Genomic DNA, 18,865 nt, shown 5'->3' with positions numbered 1-18,865 from the left:
GGTCGTTCACCCCGCGGCCAGCGCGAGGTAGGCCCGGCGCCGGGCATCGGGCAGGTCCAGGACCGCGTCCTCGGGCCAGCCGAACGCCCGCGCCAGCTCGACCACCTCGCTCATCAGCCGCACGCCCTGATGGGCGAGCTCCGCGGTGACGAACCGGGCGACGTCGAGGACGTCGTGCCACCGGGTGCCGCATGCCGCGCAGCTGCAGCCCAGCAGCACCTCGGCACCCCGGTCGTGCTCCACGAGACTCGCGGCCACGCGGGCCGACGTACCGTCGTCGGGGTCGGGCGCGTCCGCCGCGACCCCCAGCGCCGCCCGGACCAGCTCTCGCCTGGCCGCCTCCGCAGAGCCCTCTCGGAGCGCTGCGGCCAGGTCACGACTGGTGAGCGCGCGCACCGACAGGGTCCGGCCGTCGTGCTCGAGGACCCACTGCCGCTCCCCCGCCATCTCCTCCAGGAGCTCCGAGACGCGGAGCTCGAGGCTCGCCTCCTCGCCGCACGACGGACAGGCGGCGCGCGCCGTCAGCCGGTCGCCGACGACCTCGCGGCGCAGCGCCAGCAGCGCCGCGTCGCGGTCGCCGAGCGCCAGGGCGGCGGCGTCGTCGAGCTCGGGGCGGGCGACCGCGAGGCACCGGACCGCGGCGTCCACCGGGTGCATCCCCGTCACCGCGTCCCAGAGCCTCATCCGGTCTCGAGGGGTCAGCGGCATCAGACCGGCTCCGAGAACGTCGGCTCGGCCGGCTCGACCACGTCGTAGTCGCGCTCCCAGCCCTCGTTCTCCAGCTTGATCGTCTGGATCGCCACCGAGTTGGCGTTGGCGTCGAGGTCCGGCTGAGCCTGGAACTCCGAGACCCAGCAGCGATAGACCTTGTAGGCGATCGCGACCTGGCCGGCCTCGTTGTACATCTCGATGATGAGGTCCTTGCGGAAGTCCCTGAGCGAGACCTCCGCACCGAGACCGGAGCCGTAGTTCCAGACCTTGTTGGCCCACTGCTCGAAGTCCGGGTCGTGGGTCACGCCGCGCTCGAGGGTGATCGCCTCGAACTTCGTGCGCCCCGGGGACTTGCGCGCCGAGGAGGGGTCACCGCCCTCGCGGTGCTCGACGACCTCCGTGGTGCGCTTGAGGGAGCTCACCTTGGAGACGCCCGCGACATAGTGGCCGTCCCACCTCACGCGGAACTTGAAGTTCTTGTAGGGGTCGAACCGGTGCGTGTTGACCGCGAACGTCGCCATGGAGCTGTCCCTTCTGGGTTGGTGGCTGCTAGACCGCGAGCTGGCCGGCCAGCTGCTGGATGGACACGACGACGAACTCGGCCGGCTTCAGCGGGGCGAACCCGACGGCGACGTTGACCACGCCGCGGTCGATGTCGCTCTGGGTGGTGGTCTCGCGATCGCACTTGACGAAGTACGCCTGGCGGGGGGTCGTCCCCTGGAATGCGCCCTGCCGGAACAGGTCGTTCATGAAGGACCCGACGTTGAGCCGGATCTGGGCCCACAGCGGCTCGTCGTTGGGTTCGAAGACGACCCATTGGGTGCCCCGGAAGAGGCTCTCCTCGATGTAGAGCGCCGTACGGCGCACGGGGAGGTACTTCCACTCCGACGCCAGCTGGTCCGCGCCGACGAGGGTCCGGGCGCCCCAGACGACCCGACCGGCGACGGGGAACTGACGCAGGCAGTTGATGCCGAGGGGGTTGAGCCGGCCGTTCTGCCCGTCGGTGAGGGTGTAGTCGAGCTCGTCGACGCCGACCAGAACCGCCTCCAGCCCGGCGGGCGCCTTCCAGATGCCGCGGGTCGCATCGGTGCGGGCGATCACCCCCGCGACGGCGCCGCACGGCGCGAAGGTGTCGGGTCGGTTCTCGCGCAGCGGGTCGGGGCCCTTGACCCGGGGGTAGTAGATCGCCCCGTTGCTGGTGCGGGTGGCGTGCGCCGACAGGCCGCTGATGGCCGCATCCGGGTTCGTCCAGCCGCTCGGCGGGTCCACGATGACGATCGCGCGGCGGCGTCCGGCGTAGGACTGCGCCGCGTCCCAGGTCGCCTTGCCGACGTCGGCGGCGCGGGTCAGCGGCGGGATGCAGATGAGGTTCACCATGTCGGCGAGCTCGAGCAGCCACAGCCCCCGCTTGGGCGCCTCCAGCGAGGCGTCGGAGATCTGGTTGTCGGTGATCGCGCTGCCGTCGGACCCGTCGCTGCCGAAGGCGGTCGAGCTCGACGCGTGCTCGAGCGCGTCCGCTCCGGGCGGTGCCGACCCGCTGGCGCTCGGCCGGGTCGCAGGCACGGCCCCTCGGATGCGGACCAGCTCGGAGCCGGCGAGCACCTGGGTCACGAACCGCCGGTGCGTGGGGGTGGTCGAGAGGTTGAGGAAGCTCTCGACCTGGCCGGTGGCGGTGTCCTTGACGAGCAGGTTGAACCGGGTGTTGGCTGCGTCGCCCGGCTCGTCGGCGACGTGCTCGACCCGGACCCGGAGCCGGCTCCCCCAGGCGCCCTCGCTGGCCGCCTCGAGGCCGAAGCCGGTCGCCAGCGTGGCGGTCGCCTTCGCGCCGCCGTTGTGGACCCGGCAGACCAGGGCGTCCCGGCCGCCGTTGAGGAAGTACTGCGAGACCGCGTAGCTGAGCGGGCTCTCGGCCCACAGGCCGCCGTACGCCCGGGTGAACTCGGCGAAGCTCTGGACCAGGACCGGCCGGTCGGTGGGACCGCGCAGCGCCCGGCCGACGAAGGCGGTCACCGAGGTCGCGACGCCGGTGATGGTGCGCACGCCGCTCGGGATCTCACGGACGTAGACACCGGGGTGGGTGAGGTTGATGGTCATCGCAGGCTCCCGTCGGGTCGGGTCGGGTCGGGTCGGTCGGTCGGGTGGCGTCGGATCGAGCCAGGTCGGTCATGGCGTCGCGTCGCGCCCGACGAAGATCTCCACCGGCGCGTCCTCGCTCCCGGCGTTGGAGAGCGTCAGCCCCGCGGGGTTGCCGGTCAGGTCGACCGCCCCGCCGAAGAGGAACTGCGCGTGGGTGAGCCCGATGTCGGTGCCGTCGACGTCGTAGGAGAGCTCGTTGCTGGGCATCGCCGGGAGGATGACCAGGGCGGTGATCCGGCCCGCCGCGGACGGCCCGAGGTCGACGGCCACGTCGGCCCCGGCGGGCACGACGACCGACAGCTTGTCGTAGGCGTCGACCTCGATCTCGCCGGAGGCGCTGACCTGCGGCCCGCCGTCGGCGCGGACGGTGACGTCCCAGATCAGGCGCTCAGTCATCTGGTCTCCTCAGGCTCTGAGCCGGGGTCCGGCTCGGGACGCGCGGATCCCGCGCGGATGGTCTCGAGGATGGCGGCCGGCGAGACCTCTCCCAGCCGCGTACGCCGGGGAGCGAGCTGCCACAGCGATGCGTCCCGGCCGTCGTGCAGGGTGGCCAGGACCCGGGGGGCGGGGTGGGCCCGGCTCAGCCAGTGCGCGACCTCGAGCTCGTCGGCCTCGTGCCAGACGACGATGTCGGCGTCCAGCTCGGGTGACTGGCCCTCCGGGACGCTCAGGGCGTCTCGCTGGAGTGAGGCGGCGACGTCCAGAGCGGGGTCGTCGCGCACCGTCCTGCCGATGAGCTCGCCGAGGATCCCGGTGCACCCGATCAGGGCGACGCGCACGCGTCGGGCCGGCGGGTCGGCGTCTCGAGCTTCCACGCGTGCCTCCTCGATCGATGCGGCCCTGCCAGTAGGCGCCGCGAGTCGATCGGGGGCAATCGGTCCGTGGGTGGCTCTTCGGTCCCTGGGAGCGGATCCCCGCCTAGGGGTCCTGGGTCGTCTGTGCCTCGAGGCCGAGGCGGTCCTGGATCCTGACGTGCTGCGGCGCTGCGCCGCTCTGCCGCTCAGGGGCGCGACGACGCGGGCGCGGTCAGCCGAACGGCCGGCTGGAGACCGGATCCAGGTTCAGGCCCGCCACGATCCCGGGGATCTGGGCCCTCCCGGAGGCGCCCAGCTTGGCCAGGACGTTGTGGACGTGGTTCTTCACCGTGCTCAGCTGGAGCTCCAGGGCGCGGGCGATCTCCTTGTTGGACATGTCAGCCTCCAGCAGCCGCAGCACCTCGCGCTCCCGCCTGGTCAGCTGCGCCGGGACGGGCAGGGCGTGTCGCAGCCGCGCCTGGTGCGAGAGGTGGCGGACGAGTCCGGCGGCCACGGTGCCCGAGCAGCGCACCTCGCCGCGGTGGACCGCCCGGAGCGCGTCCACCAGGTCGTCGAGGCCGGCGTCGCGCGCGACGTACCCGGCGACCCCGGCCTCCGCGCAGGCGACCACGTCCGGCCCGTCCTCCTTCACGCCGAGGGCGGCCAGGCGGATGCCGGGCCGGGCGGTGGCGAGCGCCACCGCGGCCTGCGTGCTTCCCTCCAGCGCCATGTCGAGCAGCACGACGTCACACTCGCCGCGCCGGGCTGCGACGACGGCCGCCGACCCGCTCGCGGCCACCTCGAGGTGCTCGACGTCGGGCAGCGCCTGCAGCTCCGCGGCCAGGGCGTCGCGGTAGAGGCGGATATCGGTCACGACCAGCAGCCTCATGCGGCCTCCCGTTGGGCGCCATCCCACCAGGCCCAGAGATCCGGCTCCTGCACCGCGCAAGGAGGCGGCCGTCCCGTGCTCCAGCCCCGCTTTCCTTGGTTGTCCAATTCGGCAACCTAACCCAGTCGCCCGGCCCTCGCATGACTACAAAGGGCCATTTACCGCAGAGCCTGGCCGTCGGCCCCCGCGGTAGCGGCGGGCGTCCTCTCCAGCAGCGCGACGCAGTCCACGTGGTGGTGGATCATCGGAAAGACGTACATGAACGTGAGCGTAAGCGCGATCCTTTGCGATCACCTGTACCTATGAGGCAGAACGAACCCGTGACCTGCGGCGATGCCGTTTCGCACGCGCGCGCGTCGGCACGCTGTTGCGGTCGCTTGCGAATCAACGTGAGCCCAGTCCGAGCTCTCCCGTCGACGGGTGGCGCGACGAGCCGGTGCGTCCGAGCCGCTGGAGAAAAGACGACACGGTCCGCGGTGCATCGATCTGGATCATCCGGTCGAGGTCACCGATATCGATGCCGAGCTCAAGCGTTGAGGTGGCGACAATGACGGTGTCCTGGGCTTCGGCGAAGGCCGGTTCTGAGCGTCGCCGTTCGTCTACCGACAGCGAAGAGTGGGAGACGTAGGTCTGGACGTCTCGTTCGCGGAGAGGAACGCAAGTTCCTCGGCGCTCACCGGTTCTGGTCAATCTCCGTCCCGGAGAGGCTGTGGAAGATGTCGTAGTTCACGGCTGCCGCCCCTTCGCTGTCCCCCGTGCGACAGGATTCGATGAGCTGCTCGTGCCGGGCAATGGAGGCTCGGCCTGCCGTGGTCGAGAAGCGCATCCGCTCGGCGCGTCGCAGGACCGGCGTGTACTGGTCCAGGACGGCCGCCAGTGCACGGTTCGCGGCCACCGCCACCGGGATGGCGTGCAGGACGTCGTCGGCGCGCAAAGCGGCGTCGACATCGCCTTCGTCAAGTGCAGCGCGGAATCGTTCGTTCGCCTCCCGCATCGCATCGATATCGGGCCTGGTGAACCTGCTCATCGCCTCTCTGACCGCTACGCCGTGCAGCGCTGCTACCACGTCGCGAGCGTCTCGCAGATCACGGACGTGAAGCGGGCTGACCATGGTGGACCGACCCGGCAGGGCCACCACAAGTCCCGCTTCGGCGAGCCTCAGCATTGCTTCGCGGACCGGCGTCCGACTGACGCTGAGCCAGGCGGCCACCTCGGCGTCCCGCAGCTGCTCGCCGGGCGCGAAAGTGCCATCGACGATCGCGTCCCTGAGCCGTCGGAACACCTCGTCACGCAAGAGGTGGCGATCGATGCTGGGCGCGCTTGGGGGAATGGGCACGCAATATATTGCCTGCCCACCGCCCGCCCAAGCAAGTCCGCTCCTCTCTGCGGCCTTGCCCACACCGGCCATACGCAATATATTGCATGCAGAATTGGACCCTCACCGCCTCTGAAGGAGTTACTAATGAGCAATGACGAAGCGCCCCAGCCCATAGCCGTCGGAAAGCCGACCGTCGTTCTGGTCCACGGCGCGTTCGCCGAATCGGCGAGCTGGAACGGCGTGATCGCCGATCTCGACCGCTTGGGCTATCCGACCATCGCCGTCGCCAATCCCCTGCGCGGGCTGGACGAGGATGCGGCGTACTTGCGCTCCTTGCTCGACAGCATCGGCGGGTCGATCGTGCTGGCCGGCCACTCCTACGGCGGATCAGTGATGAGCGAGGCAGCCGACGGTCACCCTGACGTCAAGGCCCTCATCTACGTCGCCAGCTTCCAACTCGAGGCCGGCGAGAGCACCGGGGGGCTGGCAGCCAAGTTCCCCGGAGGCGAGCTCGGTCTCGCGCTCAAGTCCGTCGTCTATGGCACCCCTGACGCCGCCGGTACGGGCAGGGACCTGTACATCCAGCCGGAGAAGTTCCAGGAGGTCTTCGCCGCCGACGTGCCCGCGGATGTCGCCCGCTTGATGGCCGCCGCCCAGCGGCCGATCGAGGCGACCGCTCTGGAGGACGTCGCCACCAAGGTTGCCTGGAGGACCATTCCGTCGTGGGCGTTGATCACCACCCAGGATCTGGCTGTTCCAGCTGAGGCCCAGCGATTTATGTCCGAACGGGCCGGATCCACGGTCGTCGAGGTCGACGCCTCGCACGCCGTCACAGTATCGAAGCCCGACGTTGTCGCCGAGCTGATCAACGAGGCAGCCGTCGCGACTCTTGACTGAGGCCCGCCCATCGGAAATGGACGAGGAGACCGCCATGACAGGGACACACCTGCGCGCGAGAGGCCCGCATGATGTCGGGCATCCGGACGCCTGACCAGCGTCTGCGGGTCTTCGTCAGCTCCACGTTGGGGGAGCTGGCGGCCGAGCGTGGGGCGGTCGCCCGCGCCGTCTCGGCGCTGCGGCTGACCCCGGTGATGTTCGAGGCGGGCGCTCGCCCGCATCTTCCCGCTGATCTCTACCGGGCATACCTGGCCCAGAGCGATGTCTTCATCGGGCTGTACTGGCAGCGGTACGGCGAGCTCGTCCCCGAGCTCGCCATCTCGGGTCTGGAGGAGGAGCTCGAGCTGTCCAAGGGAATGCCTCGGTTGTTCTACCTGAAGACTCCGGCGCCCGACCGAGAGCCGAGGTTGACAGATATGATTCGGCGGATCCGGCAGGAAGCGTCATACCGTCACTTCCGTACCACAACCGAGCTGGGCCGCCTGGTCCGCGACGACCTCGCACAGTTGCTGAGCGAGCGGTTCGCCGCGACCGGCGAGAAGCCGGGTCGTCCCAGCCAGCCGGAACCCTCTCCCCCGCGACCGGTATCAGTCCCTGCCGCGATGTCGGCGAGCACGACTTCGCTCTTCGGCCGGGACGCGGCGATCGACGAGGTGGCGGGGCTGATCTCTCGCTCCGACCGCCGGCTGATCACCCTGACCGGGCCGAGTGGCATCGGCAAGACTCGGCTGGCGGTAGCAGTCGCCGATCGTCTCCGCGACCGGTTCGGCGCTGGCACCGTGTTCGTCCCTCTCGCGGACGTGGAGGACCCCGAGGCCGTCATACCCCGCATCGGCTGGGCGCTGGGAGGCGATGTCGCTACAGCGCCGTCGCCGCTCGACTCCCTGACCGCTCTCCTCGGTCAAGACCGGTGGCTGTTGGTCCTCGACAACCTCGACCGGCTCGTCAGCTCCGGCCGCCACGTGGCGGAGCTCGTGGCTCGCAGCCCTGGCGTCGCCGTTCTCGCAACCAGCACGACCGTCCTGGGGCTGCGGGCCGAGCACGCCTACCCGGTCGATCCCCTCCCTGTCCCGGACGCCCAGCAGCCGGCAGGGCTCGCGGGCCTCACGGAGAACCCAGCGGTAAGCCTGTTCCTGGACCGGGCCCATGCGGTACGCCCCGGCTTCACTCCGACAACGGACGACGCGCGTGCTGTGGCGGAGATCTGCCGTCGGCTCGAAGGGCACCCGCTGGCCATCGAGCTGGCCGCAGCCCGGGTGCGTCTCCTCAACCCACCGGCAATACTGCGCAGACTGTCCCGGTCGTTCGACACGCTGGGCTCAGGCATGGTGGACCTCCCCGAACGCCAACGCACCCTCCGGGCAACGGTGGAGTGGAGCATCGGCATGCTCGGACCGGCCGAGCGGTCGCTGCTGGAGGTGCTGACGGTGTTCGCGGACGGGTGGACCGTCGGGGCGGCCGCCCATGTCGCTGCCCTCGACGAGGATCGAACACTGGAGCTGACCGAGGGCCTGGCACGGCACAGCCTTCTCTATCTCGAGGGGACCGGGTCCGGCCCTCGGCCTCGGATGCTGCACACCGTCCGTGCGTTCGTCGCCGAGCGGCTGGCGGCTCGACCTGACACCGAAGAGGTGCGACGTCGTCATGCGGAGTATTACCGGGCGCTGGCCGAGAGCGCCGACAGGTCGTTGCGTGGCTTCCGCCAGCGCGAATGCGCCGACGTCCTCCACAGGGAGAACGAGAACCTCACCCTGGCGGTGCGCTGGCACCTCAGCAATGACTCCACGCATCTCCCACCCCTGTTCCGATCGCTGTCCGCGTTCCGGGTGCTGTGGCCGTTCCTCGGCTTGGGAGACGCCATCATCGGCGACTCCAGGTCATGGGTGGCCGAGCTGATGCTCCGCACCGATGGGCTGCCGCCGGCCGATCGTGCCGACCTGCTGGGTGCCACGCTCGTGACAGCGCTCGAGGCGGGGGACGCGGTGGCTGCGCAAGCAACAGGCGAGCGCTTGGCGGTGCTTCTCGAAGCCGTCGACGATCCCTACCTCGATGCCGTGTCGCGGCTACTCATGTCATGGACTTCGATGCTCGCCCGCGATCTGAATGCCGCCCAAGCGGGATTGAGAGACGCGCTCGACCGGCTTCGCCGGCTGGACGAGCCGATGTGGACAGCCCTGGCCCTGCTGACGTCCGCATCCGTTGCCTCTGCCTTGGAGCAGCACGGCGACAGCCTGCGTCTGGCGGCTGAGGCGCATCAACTCGCCGAGCGGTTCGACTACCCTTGGCTCGCCACCGTCTCGCACGTCGTGTTGGGCAGTCTCGCGGCTCTTCGTGACGACGTTGACGAGGCCCGCGACCAGCTCGAGAGGGCACTCGACCTCGCCGTCACCGGGGCAAGCACGCACTGCTTCTGCCTAGTCCTGGCAGGCTCGGCAGCGCTCGCCCTAGCCCTCGCCGACACGGAGAAGGCAGGACTGCTGGTAGGTGCCACCCAGGGCCTGCGCCGTCGCGCGGGCCTGCGAGTGTGGGCGTGGATGCGGGGCGACGAGGAGCTCGCGGGCGCCGTACGGGATGCGGCAGGGTCGGCGTGTTTCGATGATCTGCTCGACACTGGCAGCCAGCTGAGCCGTGAGGAATCACTCGAGCTTGTCCGCGACCTACTGCAGCCAAGAACCCCGAACTGACAAGCACGTGAACCCACGACTGTGGGTTCGGGTTGTGGGTCGGCATGATCCTCCCCGGCGAGGCCGCGATCACGTCCTTGGCGGCCGTGACCTCCCGCGGCGACCTCGTCCTGCTCCTCGGACTCACCACCGTGGGTGCCCTGTGCGGCGACCACCTCAACTACGCCTGGGACGCAGGTACGTGACCGCCTGAAGGAGTCCTGGCTGATCCGACGAGTCGGGCTTCGCCAGTGGCACCGAGGTGAGGAACTGCTGCGCCGGCACGGCCGAGGGGCCCTGGTGGTCAGCCAGGTCATCCCCACGATTCGCACCCTCATGCTTGCCGCGGCAGGCGCGGTCGGGCTGCCGTACCGCACGTTCTTGGTCGCATCGGCGATCGGTTCCACCTTGTGGAACCCGCTTTGGGTGCTTGCCGGCACGCTCGCGGCTGGAGCGCTGCACCACCACCCGGCGACCACGCTTCTGTCCGCACTCGTCCTGATCGGACTGCTTGCGGCGATCGCTGCGACCCGGCGGCGATCGGCTCACGCCCACGCTGAGACCGTCCAGCAGGGTCAGGAGCGGACGGGTGACCCCGGTTCTTGGACACGCTGATTCCACCATCTGCTGCTGGGGAAGCGAGATAGTCCGAGAACCGTGGCCAGAAGAGCTACTCCGAGGAGTTCGGTCGTCAGGCCGTCGACTTGTACGAGTCCACGCTGGGGGTCACGGTTCGCGGCATCACTGAGGACCTGGGCATCGTGCGGGGCACGCTGCGCCACTGGCTCGAGGCGTACGGAACGGGCAAGAAGGCCGCTGCCGACGGGACGCTGACCTCCAGCCCCCTGCAGTCCAAGACGACCACGACGACCTCCTCGGCGGAGCCGCTCGGGGACGAGACGACGAAGCTGACTACTGAGCGGCAGGTCCTCCAGCGGGCGGCCAAGTACTTCGCCGGAAAGACGCGCTGGTGAGTCGCTGTGCGAGCTCGTCGAGGTGACGCGCTTATCGTTCTACGCCTGGCAGGCTGAAGCGCCCCAGGATTTCTGCCGTTCCTATACGGGGTGCAGTTCTCGGTTGAGGGCTGGATAGTGGGCTTGCTCGTACTCCACTGGGCTCATCATCCCCATGGTGCCGTGGAGCCTGGGTTGTTGTACCAGTCGACCCAGCCGGCGGTGGCGTACTCGACGTCGGCGATGGTTCGGTAGGGGACGAGTGGAAGATCGTGGTGCGGACGCACTCGGCTTTGGATGGGCCGTTCTGCGCGCCCTCAGGCCGTCACGACGGACTCTCCGAAGGGAGCGAGCGAGGCGTCCGAAACCGAGCCCGAGAACTCAAAGTGAGCCCAAAGTGACCTTAAGGCCTCTTCTCGGGACGCAACCCCGAGAGCCCAGATCGCATCAGCGCAGGTCAGAGCCGCTTCTCGTCAGCAAAGCAACGCATTCGACGTGGTGCGTCATCGGGAATAGGTCGAACGCGCGCAGGCGGGTGAGCTCGTAGCCGTGCTCGGCGAAGATGGCCACGTCGCGGGCGAGCGCGGCGGGGTCGCAGGCGACGTAGGCGACGGCCCGGGGCGAGCGGGCCACCACGGCTTCGACGACCGCCCGCTTGGCGCCCTCGCGCGGCGGGTCGAGCACGACCACGTCGAAGTGCTCGGGGTAGGCCTCGGACAGGACGTGGTCGACGCGGCCGGCGGTGGCCTCGATGCCGGGGCAGTTGGTCATCGACAGCTCCGAGGCCAGCTCGTCGCCCTCGATCGCCACGACCCGGCCCGAGTCCCCCACCGCGTCGAGCAGGAAGCGGGCGAAGAGACCGACGCCGGCGTAGAGATCGAGGGCGTGCTCCCCCGGCTGTGGGCGCAACGCATCCAGCACCGTGTCGACGAGCACCGATGGGGCGCCCGGGTGGACCTGCCAGAACCCGTCGTCGGCCACCTCAAAGGCGTGCGGCCCCACGACGTACGACGGACGGGTCGGTGCCTCGATCAGGCACTCGTCGATCTCGACGACCTCGTGGGAGCGGTGCTTGCGCATCCCGCGGGCGCCGCCCGGCAGTGGGACGTAGCGCTGGCGGGTGCGCCAGTGCAGGCCGTGGTCGTCGCCGGGCACCGCCTCGACGGTCACGTCCACGTCGAGCTTGGCGAGACGGGCCAGCTGCTCACGGACGACGTCGGCCTTGAGCGCGCGCTGCCGCTCGAGCGCGACGTGCTGGAAGTCGCAGCCGCCGCAGAGGCCCGGACCGGCGAAGCGACAGGGCGGGACGACCCGGTCCGCCGAGGGCTCGAGCACCTCGACCGCGTCCCCGCGCCAGAACCGGTCGCCCTCCGTGCCCTCGGTGATCTCCAGGACGACCCGCTCGCCGGGCAGCGTGTGTCGCACGAAGACCACGCGGGACTCGGGCTCGGGCAGGCGGACGATGCAGTGGCCGCCGTGGGCGACCCGGCCGACCTCGGCCTCGAACCGCTCGCCGACCCGGGACCTCCCGCGGGGTGCCCTCTGGCGGGGATGGCGCTTCATCGCGGGATCTGCCGGTCGTCGCGCTCCGCGACGCGGCCGCGGCGCAGGTCGCCGGGGCGCACCCGGGCGTCGTCACGCTCCTCGCGCTCGCGGGCGATCTGGGAGGAGCGCAGCTGGTAGGGCACCGAGGTGACCATGACGCCGGGGGTGAAGAGCAGCCGGCCCTTGAGCCGCAGCGCGGTCTGGTTGTGCAGCAGCTGCTCCCACCAGCGCCCGACGACGTACTCGGGGATGTAGACGGCCACGACGCCCCGCGGGTTGGCCTTCCGGATCTCGGAGGCGTACTGGACGATCGGACGCACCAGCTCTCGATAGGGCGAGTGCAGCACCTTCAGCGGCACGTCCATCCGGCGCTCGTCCCACTCCTCCAGGAGCTTGTTGGTGGCGGCGTCGTCGGTGGCGACGTAGACGCCTTCGAGCACGTTGGGCCGAGACGCCTTGGCGAACGCCAGGGCGCGCAGCGTCGGCTTGTGCAGCTTGGAGACCAGCACGATCGCGTGCACCCGCGTCGGCAGGACCTTGTCCTCCTCGTCGGCCGCGAGCTCGAGGTTGACGTTGTCGTAGTGGCTCTTGATCGCGTTCATGATCACGTAGAAGAAGACCATCGCGAGGATCGTGATCCAGGCGCCCTCGAGGAACTTCGTGATCAGCACGACGACCAGGACCACCGCGGTGAAGACCAGGCCGATCGTGTTGATGGCGCGCGAGCGGATCATTCGGCGGCGCTCAGCCGGGTCGCGCTCCGTGGCCAGGTGGCGGGTCCAGTGGCGGATCATCCCGAGCTGGCTGAGGTTGAAGGACACGAAGACGCCGACGATGTAGAGCTGGATCAGCCGAGTGGTCTCGGCGTCGAAGGCGATGATCAGCACGATGGCGAGCGCGGCGAGGAAGAGGATGCCGTTGCTGTAGGCCAGCCGGTCGCCACGGGAGTCCAGGGCCCGGGGCGCGTAGCCGTCACGGGCCAGGATCGAGCCGAGCACCGGGAAACCGTTGAAGGCGGTGTTGGCGGCGAGCACCAGGATCACCCCGGTGACGGTCACGACCAGGTAGAAGCCGGGTCCGAAGTCGTGGAACACCGCCCGCGCGATCTGGGCGATGACCGCGTGCTGGTCGTAGTCGGCCGGCAGCGGCTCGCCGTCACGCGTGAGCCGGTCCAGGTCATGCGGGTCGACGAAGCGTAGCCCCATCTGCTTGGCCAGGACGATGACGCTGACCATCATGCTCACCGCGATCAGGCCGAGCAGCAGCAGCGTCGTGGCGGCGTTCTGGCTCTTGGGCCGCCGGAAGGCGGGCACCCCGTTGGAGATCGCCTCCACCCCGGTCAGCGCCGCACAGCCGGAGGAGAACGCGCGCGCCAGCAGGAACAGCAGCCCCATCGTCGTGAGCGCCCCCTCGTAGGACGGCTCCGGCGTGATCGAGAGGTCTGCGGACTCCACCTGCGGGAGGTTGCCCGTGGCCATCTGGAGGAAGCCGTAGGCGCACATCCCGAGGATGGCGACCATGAAGGCGTACGTCGGGATGGCGAAGAGCGTGCCGGACTCCCGGATCCCACGCAGGTTGAGCGCGGTCAGCAGGACCACCATGAGGGCGCCGACGGTCGCCTCGTGGTGCTGGAGCGCGGGGATGGCCGCGGCGGCGTACTGCGAGCCCGAGGAGATCGAGACCGCCACGGTGAGCACGTAGTCGACGATCAGCGCGCTCGCCACGGTCGCGCCCGCCCGGCGCCCGAGGTTGACCGTGGCGACCTCGTAGTCGCCGCCGCCGCTGGGGTAGGCGTGGACGGTCTGGCGGTACGATGCGATGACCGCCGCCATGACCAGGGCGACCGCGATCGCGATCTTCCAGGACCAGACGTAGGCGCTGGCACCGGCCAGCGACAGCATGATGAACACCTCGTCGGGCGCGTAGGCCACGGAGGATAGAGCGTCGCTGGCGAAGACGGGCAGCGCGATGCGTTTAGGGAGCAGTGTCTCCCCCAGCTGGGAGCTTCTCAGCTTGCGCCCCAGCAGGATTCGTTTGGAGACGTCGCCGACACCCACAGCCGGCAAGGGTACGGCACCCCGGCCGGGGCAGTACGGTGGCCGCGTGCACGTAGTGATCATGGGCTGTGGCCGGGTCGGCTCGACCCTTGCGCGCAGCCTCGAGGACCGCAACCACACCGTCGCCGTCATCGACAGCGAGCCTGACGCCTTCCGGCGCCTCGGGCCCGGCTTCAACGGCGACAAGGTGACCGGCTACGGCTTCGACCAGCAGGTCCTCGAGAAGGCCGGCATCCGCCGTGCCGATGCCTTCGCCGCGGTCTCCAGCGGCGACAACTCCAACATCATCGCCGCGCGGGTCGCCCGCGAGACGTTCGGGATCCAGCAGGTCGTCGCCCGCATCTACGACCCCGGCCGCGCCGAGGTCTACCAGCGCCTCGGCATCACCACGGTGGCGACGGTGAAGTGGACCGCCGACCAGGTGCTGCGCCGGATCCTGCCGGCCGGTGCCGAGCCGGACTTCCGCGACCCGTCGGGCACCATCCGCCTCGACCAGGTGCCCGTCGGCGAGCCCTGGATCGGTCACCGCACGGTGGCCTTCCAGGAGCAGTCGCGCAGCCGGATCGCCTGGATCGACCGGCTGGGCGAGGGCATGCTGCCCGCCCGTGACTCCGTGATCCAGGAGGGCGACCTGCTCCACCTGGTGATGCGCGAGGAGAACGCGGCACAGGCCTACCAGGTGATCGAGCGCGGACCCGAGGAGAGCTGATGCGAGTCGCCATTGCCGGAGCCGGCGCCGTCGGGCGCTCGATCGCCCGCGAGCTGATCCAGAACGGCCACGAGGTCCTGCTCATCGACAAGAACCCCGGCTCCATCCACCCCGAGCGGGTGCCGGACGCCGAGTGGCTGCTCGCGGACTCCTGCGAGCTCTCCTCCCTCGAGGAGGCGCGCCTGGACAAGTGCGACGTCGTCATCGCCGCCACCGGCGACGACAAGGCCAACCTGGTCACCTCGCTGCTGGCCAAGACCGAGTTCGGGGTGCCCCGCACGGTCGGGCGGGTCAACCACCCCAACAACGAGTGGCTGTTCACCGAGGCCTGGGGCGTCGACGTCAACGTCTCCACCCCGCGGATCATGTCGGCCCTCGTCGAGGAGGCCGTCACCGTCGGCGACCTGGTGCGGCTGTTCACCTTCCGCAAGGGCAACGCCAACCTGGTCGAGATGGTGCTGCCCGCCGACTCGCCGTACGTCGGCAAGCCCTCCGGCCTGATCCCCCTCCCGGAGAACTGCGCCCTCGTCACCATCCTGCGCGACGGCCAGGTCTACGTCCCCGACGGCGAGCAGCCGGTCGAGGCCGGCGACGAACTGCTCTTCGTCATCCCGGACACCGGCGAGGACGAGCTCGAGCACCTCCTCGCCCCCCGCGCCCACAGCTGAGCGGCCCGGTCGGCCGCAGTCCCGCGCCCCCTCGGTGGTCGAGGTGCGAGGAGCGCCAGCGCTTGTCCTGAGGTGCGAGCGCAGCGAGCCTCGAAGGGACGAGCCTCGAGACCCGGTGAGGCGGGAAGCAGCGTGGGGTACGACGATCGGGTGCGGGGGTCTCGAGGCTCAGGCGCCAGGGCGCCTTCACACCTCGACCACCGAACGGGGCGCGGTCCTCTCTGTGGTCGAGGTGCGAGGAGCGCCAGCGCTTGTCCTGAGGTGCGAGCGCAGCGAGCCTCGAAGGGACGAGCCTCGAGACCCGCTGAGGCGGGAAGCAGCCTGGGATACGGCGTCGGGTGGCGGGGGTCTCGAGGCTCAGGCGTTGCACGCCTTCGCACCTCGACCACCGAAGCCTTCCGGTGGTCGAGGTGCGAGGAGCGTCGACAGAGCCCCGCGGGGTGGTGGGCTTTGAGGTGATCCTCAGTGCCTACACGTCGCTGCTCTCGATGGCGGCGACGGAGTCAGTATCGCTGGTGTCGTAGAGCTTGGCCATAGACCCCTCGGACAGGTAGCGGCGGTCGCCGGCGATCCACTCGTCGTGCATGTCGATCAGCACCGCCCCGACAAGGCGGATGACCGCGGCGGCGTTGGGGAAGATGCCCACGACCCGGGAGCGGCGCTTGATCTCCTTGTTGACCCGCTCGAGGGGGTTGGTGGACCAGATCTTGCGCCAGTGCTCGCGCGGGAACGCAGTGAACGCGAGCACCTCGGCCTTCGCGTCGTCCATCAGGGGCCCGAGCTTGGGAAACCGGGCGGCGAGCTCGTCGCGGGTCTTGTCCCACGCCGCGTGGACGTCCTCGGCGGTGGGTTGGGCAAAGATCATCCGGAACGCAGTCGCCACCAGCTCGGCCTGGCCCTTGGGCACGTGCGCGAGCAGGTTGCGGGCGAAGTGGACCCGACACCTCTGGTGCGCGACACCCTGGAAGGCCCGCTTCAACGCCTTGACCAGGCCGGAGTGCTGGTCGCTGATCACCAGCCGCACCCCGGCCAGGCCGCGTTGCTTGAGGCTGAGCAGGAAGCTGCGCCAGAAGATCTCGTCCTCGCTGTCACCGACGTCCAGGCCGAGGATCTCTCGCTCGCCGGTCGCGGTGACGCCAGTGGCGACGATGACGGCCATCGACACGACCTGGCCGCCCTTGCCCGGGGCGTTGCGGACGTGGAGGTAGGTCGCATCCAGGTAGATGTAGGGGAACTCGACGTGATCCAGAGTCCGGGTGCGGAACGCGCCGACGGTCTCGTCCAGGCCGGCGCAGATCCGCGAGACCTCGGACTTGCTGATCCCGGCCCCGCCCATCGCTTCGACCAGGTCGTCGACGCTGCGGGTGCTGATGCCGTGGACGTAGGCCTCCATCACCACCGCGTACAACGCTTGGTCGATGCGGCGGCGGGGCTCGAGGATGATCGGGAAGAACGACCCCTTGCGCAGCTTCGGGATCCGCAGCTCGACGTCGCCGGCCTTGGTGGTCAGCATCCGCGGCCGGTGGCCGTTGCGCTCAGTGACGCGGCCATCGGTGCGCTCATACGGTGCGGCACCGATCCGTTCGGCGGCTTCGAGCTCAATCAACTCCTGAAGCGCGACCCGGACCGAGTCGCGGACCAGATCGGCGCCATCACCGGCACGGAACGCCTCGAGGAGTTCGGACAGGGCAGACTGTGGCAAGGCCATCGGTGGCTCTCCTTCAATGTGTCTCTTGGTCGATACACACCGAAGATCCCGCCGATGGCCGTCTACGTCTTCACGCCTCGCCGCCAGCCCTCAAACCCCACCACTCCCCGGGACTCTCCTGGAGCGTCAGCGACGAGCCTCGAGACCCAGTGAGCCGACAAGCAGCCCGGGGGTACGGCGGACGGTCGCCGGGGCCCGCGCCATCTCGGTGATCGAGGTGCGAGGAGCGTCAGCGACGAGCCTCGAGACCCAGTGAGGCGACAAGCAGCCCGGGGGTACGGCGGACGGGCCGCGGGGGTCTCGAGGCTCAGGCGTTGCACGCCTTCGCACCTCGACCACCGAAGAGGCGCGTTGCACGCCTTCACACCTCGACCACCGAGAGGTTCAGAAAGTGCTCAGAACCCTGTGGACAAAGGGCATTCTCGACCTCTTGACTGTCGGTGGCGGGTGCTTGAGTAGACCCATGAGCACCCCCGGACCCGACCAGAGCAGGCAGCTGCTCGACGGTGTCCGCGCGCACACACAGGCCGCGATCGAGGTCGAGCTCGGCCGACTCCATCTCGTCCACGACTGGTGCTCACTGCACGAGACCCACGACGATGCCGACGCCGCGTTCGGCGACCACGGCATCCCCCTGGCCGGCCCCGGGGCACCGATGGTCAGCGAGTTCGCGGTCATGGAGCTCGGCGCCGCCCTGGGCATGTCCACCGACTCCGCCAAGCGGTACATCGGCGCCGCCCTCGAGATCAAGTACCGCCTCCCACGGATCTGGGCCCGCGTCGAAGCCGGTCAGCTCGGGTTCTGGAAAGCCCGGTGGATCGCCGAGCACACCATGTGCCTACCCCTGGCCGGCGCGGCGTTCGTCGACGCCCGGGTGTGGGCTACTGCGCGCACAAGGTCTCCTACGCCGAGGTCGAACGCCAGATCACCACCGCGATCGCCAGGTTCGACCCCGAGCAGGCCGAGAAGCTCCGCCGCCAAGCCGCCGACGGACGCACGCTCGACATCCACACCGAGGCCATGTCCCTCGAAGGCACCATCGAGATCAACGGCACCCTGGACGCCCAGGACGCCCTCGACCTCGACACCGCGATCAGCCGCCTCGCCGCCGACCGCAAGGCCGCCGGCTCGACCGAGTCGCTGGACGTACGACGCGCCCAGGCCGCCGGCGACCTCGCCCGCGGCCAGGACACGCTGCCCTTCGGTGACCAGGACCGCGGCGGTGGTTTCGAGACAGGACTTCGTCCTTCCTCAACCACCGAGAAGAGCATCAAGATCACCCGGCTCATCGACCTGCACATCCACCAGGCCGGCGTCTTCGGGGACCCGAACGTCACCGTCGGCAGATGCGGCCGCAGACCCGTGCTCGTCGAGACCATCCGCGAGTGGTGCGGCGCACCCGACACCGTCATCAACCTCAAGCCCGTGCGGGACCTCGCCGAGCACATTCACGTCGCGGCCTACGAGCACCCCGACCGCCTCATCGAGCAGGACGACCTCGTCGACCACCACTGCGTGTTCCCCTGGTGCACCCGGCCCGCCGAACGGTGCGACCACGACCACGTGATCTCGTACAACAAGGGTGGACCGACCTGTTCGTGCAACTCAGCGCCGCTGTGTCGCGGGCACCATCGCTTGAAAACGCACGGCCGCTGGTCCTACGACGTCCTGGACCGTGGCACCTACCTGTGGCACTCACCCCACGGCCACGCCTACAAGCGAGACCACACCGGCACCGAACCGGTCCAGCGCCGGAGACCCTGACCGCCCCACACCCCGCCACCGGCGGGGTGACCGGCATGTCCGGAAGGCTGTTG

General features: G+C 69.7%; 20 protein-coding genes and 2 pseudogenes. 8 read left to right on the top strand and 14 right to left on the bottom strand.

Annotated features, from left to right (window positions below):
• Positions 1-6: 6 nt before the first annotated feature.
• The 8 genes from LQ940_RS09065 to LQ940_RS09030 form a co-directional block, all read right to left on the bottom strand.
• Complete coding sequence (locus tag LQ940_RS09065) at positions 7-708, bottom strand: hypothetical protein (RefSeq protein ID WP_231243683.1); 702 nt, start codon at positions 706-708, stop codon at positions 7-9.
• Positions 708-1,232 (bottom strand): phage tail protein, encoded by a 525-nt coding sequence (locus LQ940_RS09060; RefSeq protein WP_231243682.1) that lies wholly within the window; start codon positions 1,230-1,232, stop codon positions 708-710. Before LQ940_RS09060 ends, LQ940_RS09065 begins: the two co-directional genes overlap by 1 nt.
• A 28-nt stretch (positions 1,233-1,260) precedes the next feature.
• Positions 1,261-2,805, bottom strand: a complete 1,545-nt coding sequence (locus LQ940_RS09055) for a phage tail sheath family protein (RefSeq protein ID WP_231243681.1) — start codon at positions 2,803-2,805, stop codon at positions 1,261-1,263.
• Positions 2,806-2,874: 69 nt separating this feature from the next.
• On the bottom strand, positions 2,875-3,243 hold the full coding sequence (locus LQ940_RS09050) for a hypothetical protein (RefSeq protein ID WP_231243680.1): 369 nt from the start codon (positions 3,241-3,243) through the stop codon (positions 2,875-2,877).
• Entirely contained in the window at positions 3,240-3,662 is a 423-nt protein-coding gene (locus LQ940_RS09045; RefSeq protein WP_231243679.1) for a hypothetical protein, read from the bottom strand. The genes LQ940_RS09050 and LQ940_RS09045 overlap by 4 nt, the downstream gene beginning before the upstream one ends.
• A gap of 211 nt (positions 3,663-3,873) precedes the next feature.
• Positions 3,874-4,530 (bottom strand): response regulator transcription factor, encoded by a 657-nt coding sequence (locus tag LQ940_RS09040; protein ID WP_231243678.1) that lies wholly within the window; start codon positions 4,528-4,530, stop codon positions 3,874-3,876.
• Between the two features lie 384 nt (positions 4,531-4,914).
• On the bottom strand, positions 4,915-5,220 hold the full coding sequence (locus LQ940_RS09035; protein WP_231243677.1) for a helicase-related protein: 306 nt from the start codon (positions 5,218-5,220) through the stop codon (positions 4,915-4,917).
• Positions 5,204-5,812, bottom strand: a complete 609-nt coding sequence (locus LQ940_RS09030) for a GntR family transcriptional regulator (protein ID WP_231365088.1) — start codon at positions 5,810-5,812, stop codon at positions 5,204-5,206. Before LQ940_RS09030 ends, LQ940_RS09035 begins: the two co-directional genes overlap by 17 nt.
• A gap of 180 nt (positions 5,813-5,992) precedes the next feature.
• Here LQ940_RS09030 and LQ940_RS09025 point away from each other — a divergent pair, with 180 nt between their 5' ends.
• From LQ940_RS09025 to LQ940_RS09005, 5 genes and pseudogenes are all read left to right on the top strand, one after another.
• Positions 5,993-6,745, top strand: a complete 753-nt coding sequence (locus tag LQ940_RS09025; protein WP_231243675.1) for an alpha/beta fold hydrolase — start codon at positions 5,993-5,995, stop codon at positions 6,743-6,745.
• 68 nt (positions 6,746-6,813) lie between these two features.
• Positions 6,814-9,429: an ATP-binding protein gene (locus LQ940_RS09020; protein WP_231243674.1), complete on the top strand. Its 2,616-nt coding sequence runs from the start codon at positions 6,814-6,816 to the stop codon at positions 9,427-9,429.
• Between the two features lie 44 nt (positions 9,430-9,473).
• Positions 9,474-9,614 (top strand): hypothetical protein, encoded by a 141-nt coding sequence (locus tag LQ940_RS09015; protein ID WP_231243673.1) that lies wholly within the window; start codon positions 9,474-9,476, stop codon positions 9,612-9,614.
• Positions 9,565-10,023, top strand: coding sequence for a DedA family protein (locus LQ940_RS09010; protein WP_231243672.1), 459 nt, complete (start codon positions 9,565-9,567; stop codon positions 10,021-10,023). Before LQ940_RS09015 ends, LQ940_RS09010 begins: the two co-directional genes overlap by 50 nt.
• Positions 10,024-10,112: 89 nt before the next feature.
• Positions 10,113-10,494 (top strand): annotated as a pseudogene (locus LQ940_RS09005) (IS3-like element ISTesp3 family transposase); the annotation flags it as partial.
• Here LQ940_RS09005 and LQ940_RS09000 read toward each other — a convergent pair.
• From LQ940_RS09000 to LQ940_RS08990, 3 genes and pseudogenes are all read right to left on the bottom strand, one after another.
• Positions 10,464-10,668: pseudogene (locus LQ940_RS09000) on the bottom strand (IS3 family transposase); the annotation flags it as partial. The pseudogenes LQ940_RS09005 and LQ940_RS09000 sit on opposite strands and share 31 nt — an antisense overlap.
• Positions 10,669-10,808: 140 nt before the next feature.
• Positions 10,809-11,924, bottom strand: coding sequence for a class I SAM-dependent RNA methyltransferase (locus LQ940_RS08995; RefSeq protein ID WP_231243671.1), 1,116 nt, complete (start codon positions 11,922-11,924; stop codon positions 10,809-10,811).
• On the bottom strand, positions 11,921-13,963 hold the full coding sequence (locus LQ940_RS08990; RefSeq protein ID WP_231243670.1) for an APC family permease: 2,043 nt from the start codon (positions 13,961-13,963) through the stop codon (positions 11,921-11,923). Before LQ940_RS08990 ends, LQ940_RS08995 begins: the two co-directional genes overlap by 4 nt.
• 61 nt (positions 13,964-14,024) lie before the next feature.
• On the opposite strand from LQ940_RS08990, the gene LQ940_RS08985 reads away from it, so the two are divergent.
• The gene (locus tag LQ940_RS08985) at positions 14,025-14,672 is read left to right on the top strand and encodes a potassium channel family protein (RefSeq protein WP_269214830.1); all 648 of its coding nucleotides are present in this window, start codon (positions 14,025-14,027) and stop codon (positions 14,670-14,672) included.
• Positions 14,672-15,340: a potassium channel family protein gene (locus LQ940_RS08980; RefSeq protein WP_231243668.1), complete on the top strand. Its 669-nt coding sequence runs from the start codon at positions 14,672-14,674 to the stop codon at positions 15,338-15,340. The genes LQ940_RS08985 and LQ940_RS08980 overlap by 1 nt, the downstream gene beginning before the upstream one ends.
• A 469-nt stretch (positions 15,341-15,809) precedes the next feature.
• On the opposite strand, the gene LQ940_RS08975 is transcribed toward LQ940_RS08980, so the two are convergent.
• The 3 genes from LQ940_RS08975 to LQ940_RS08965 all read right to left on the bottom strand — a co-directional run bounded on the left by LQ940_RS08975 (position 15,810) and on the right by LQ940_RS08965 (position 17,877).
• Positions 15,810-17,048 (bottom strand): IS256 family transposase, encoded by a 1,239-nt coding sequence (locus LQ940_RS08975; RefSeq protein ID WP_231245225.1) that lies wholly within the window; start codon positions 17,046-17,048, stop codon positions 15,810-15,812.
• A gap of 361 nt (positions 17,049-17,409) precedes the next feature.
• Positions 17,410-17,616 (bottom strand): hypothetical protein, encoded by a 207-nt coding sequence (locus LQ940_RS08970; RefSeq protein WP_231245070.1) that lies wholly within the window; start codon positions 17,614-17,616, stop codon positions 17,410-17,412.
• Positions 17,617-17,625: 9 nt separating this feature from the next.
• Positions 17,626-17,877: a hypothetical protein gene (locus LQ940_RS08965; protein WP_231245069.1), complete on the bottom strand. Its 252-nt coding sequence runs from the start codon at positions 17,875-17,877 to the stop codon at positions 17,626-17,628.
• 47 nt (positions 17,878-17,924) lie between these two features.
• Between LQ940_RS08965 and LQ940_RS08960 the strand changes: the two genes are divergently transcribed.
• On the top strand, positions 17,925-18,812 hold the full coding sequence (locus LQ940_RS08960; RefSeq protein WP_231245068.1) for an HNH endonuclease signature motif containing protein: 888 nt from the start codon (positions 17,925-17,927) through the stop codon (positions 18,810-18,812).
• Positions 18,813-18,865 lie beyond the last annotated feature (53 nt).

Source organism: Nocardioides sp. cx-173 (genome assembly GCF_021117365.1).
Taxonomy (GTDB): Bacteria; Actinomycetota; Actinomycetes; order Propionibacteriales; family Nocardioidaceae; genus Nocardioides.
This window is presented reverse-complemented; position numbering and strand designations above follow the sequence as displayed.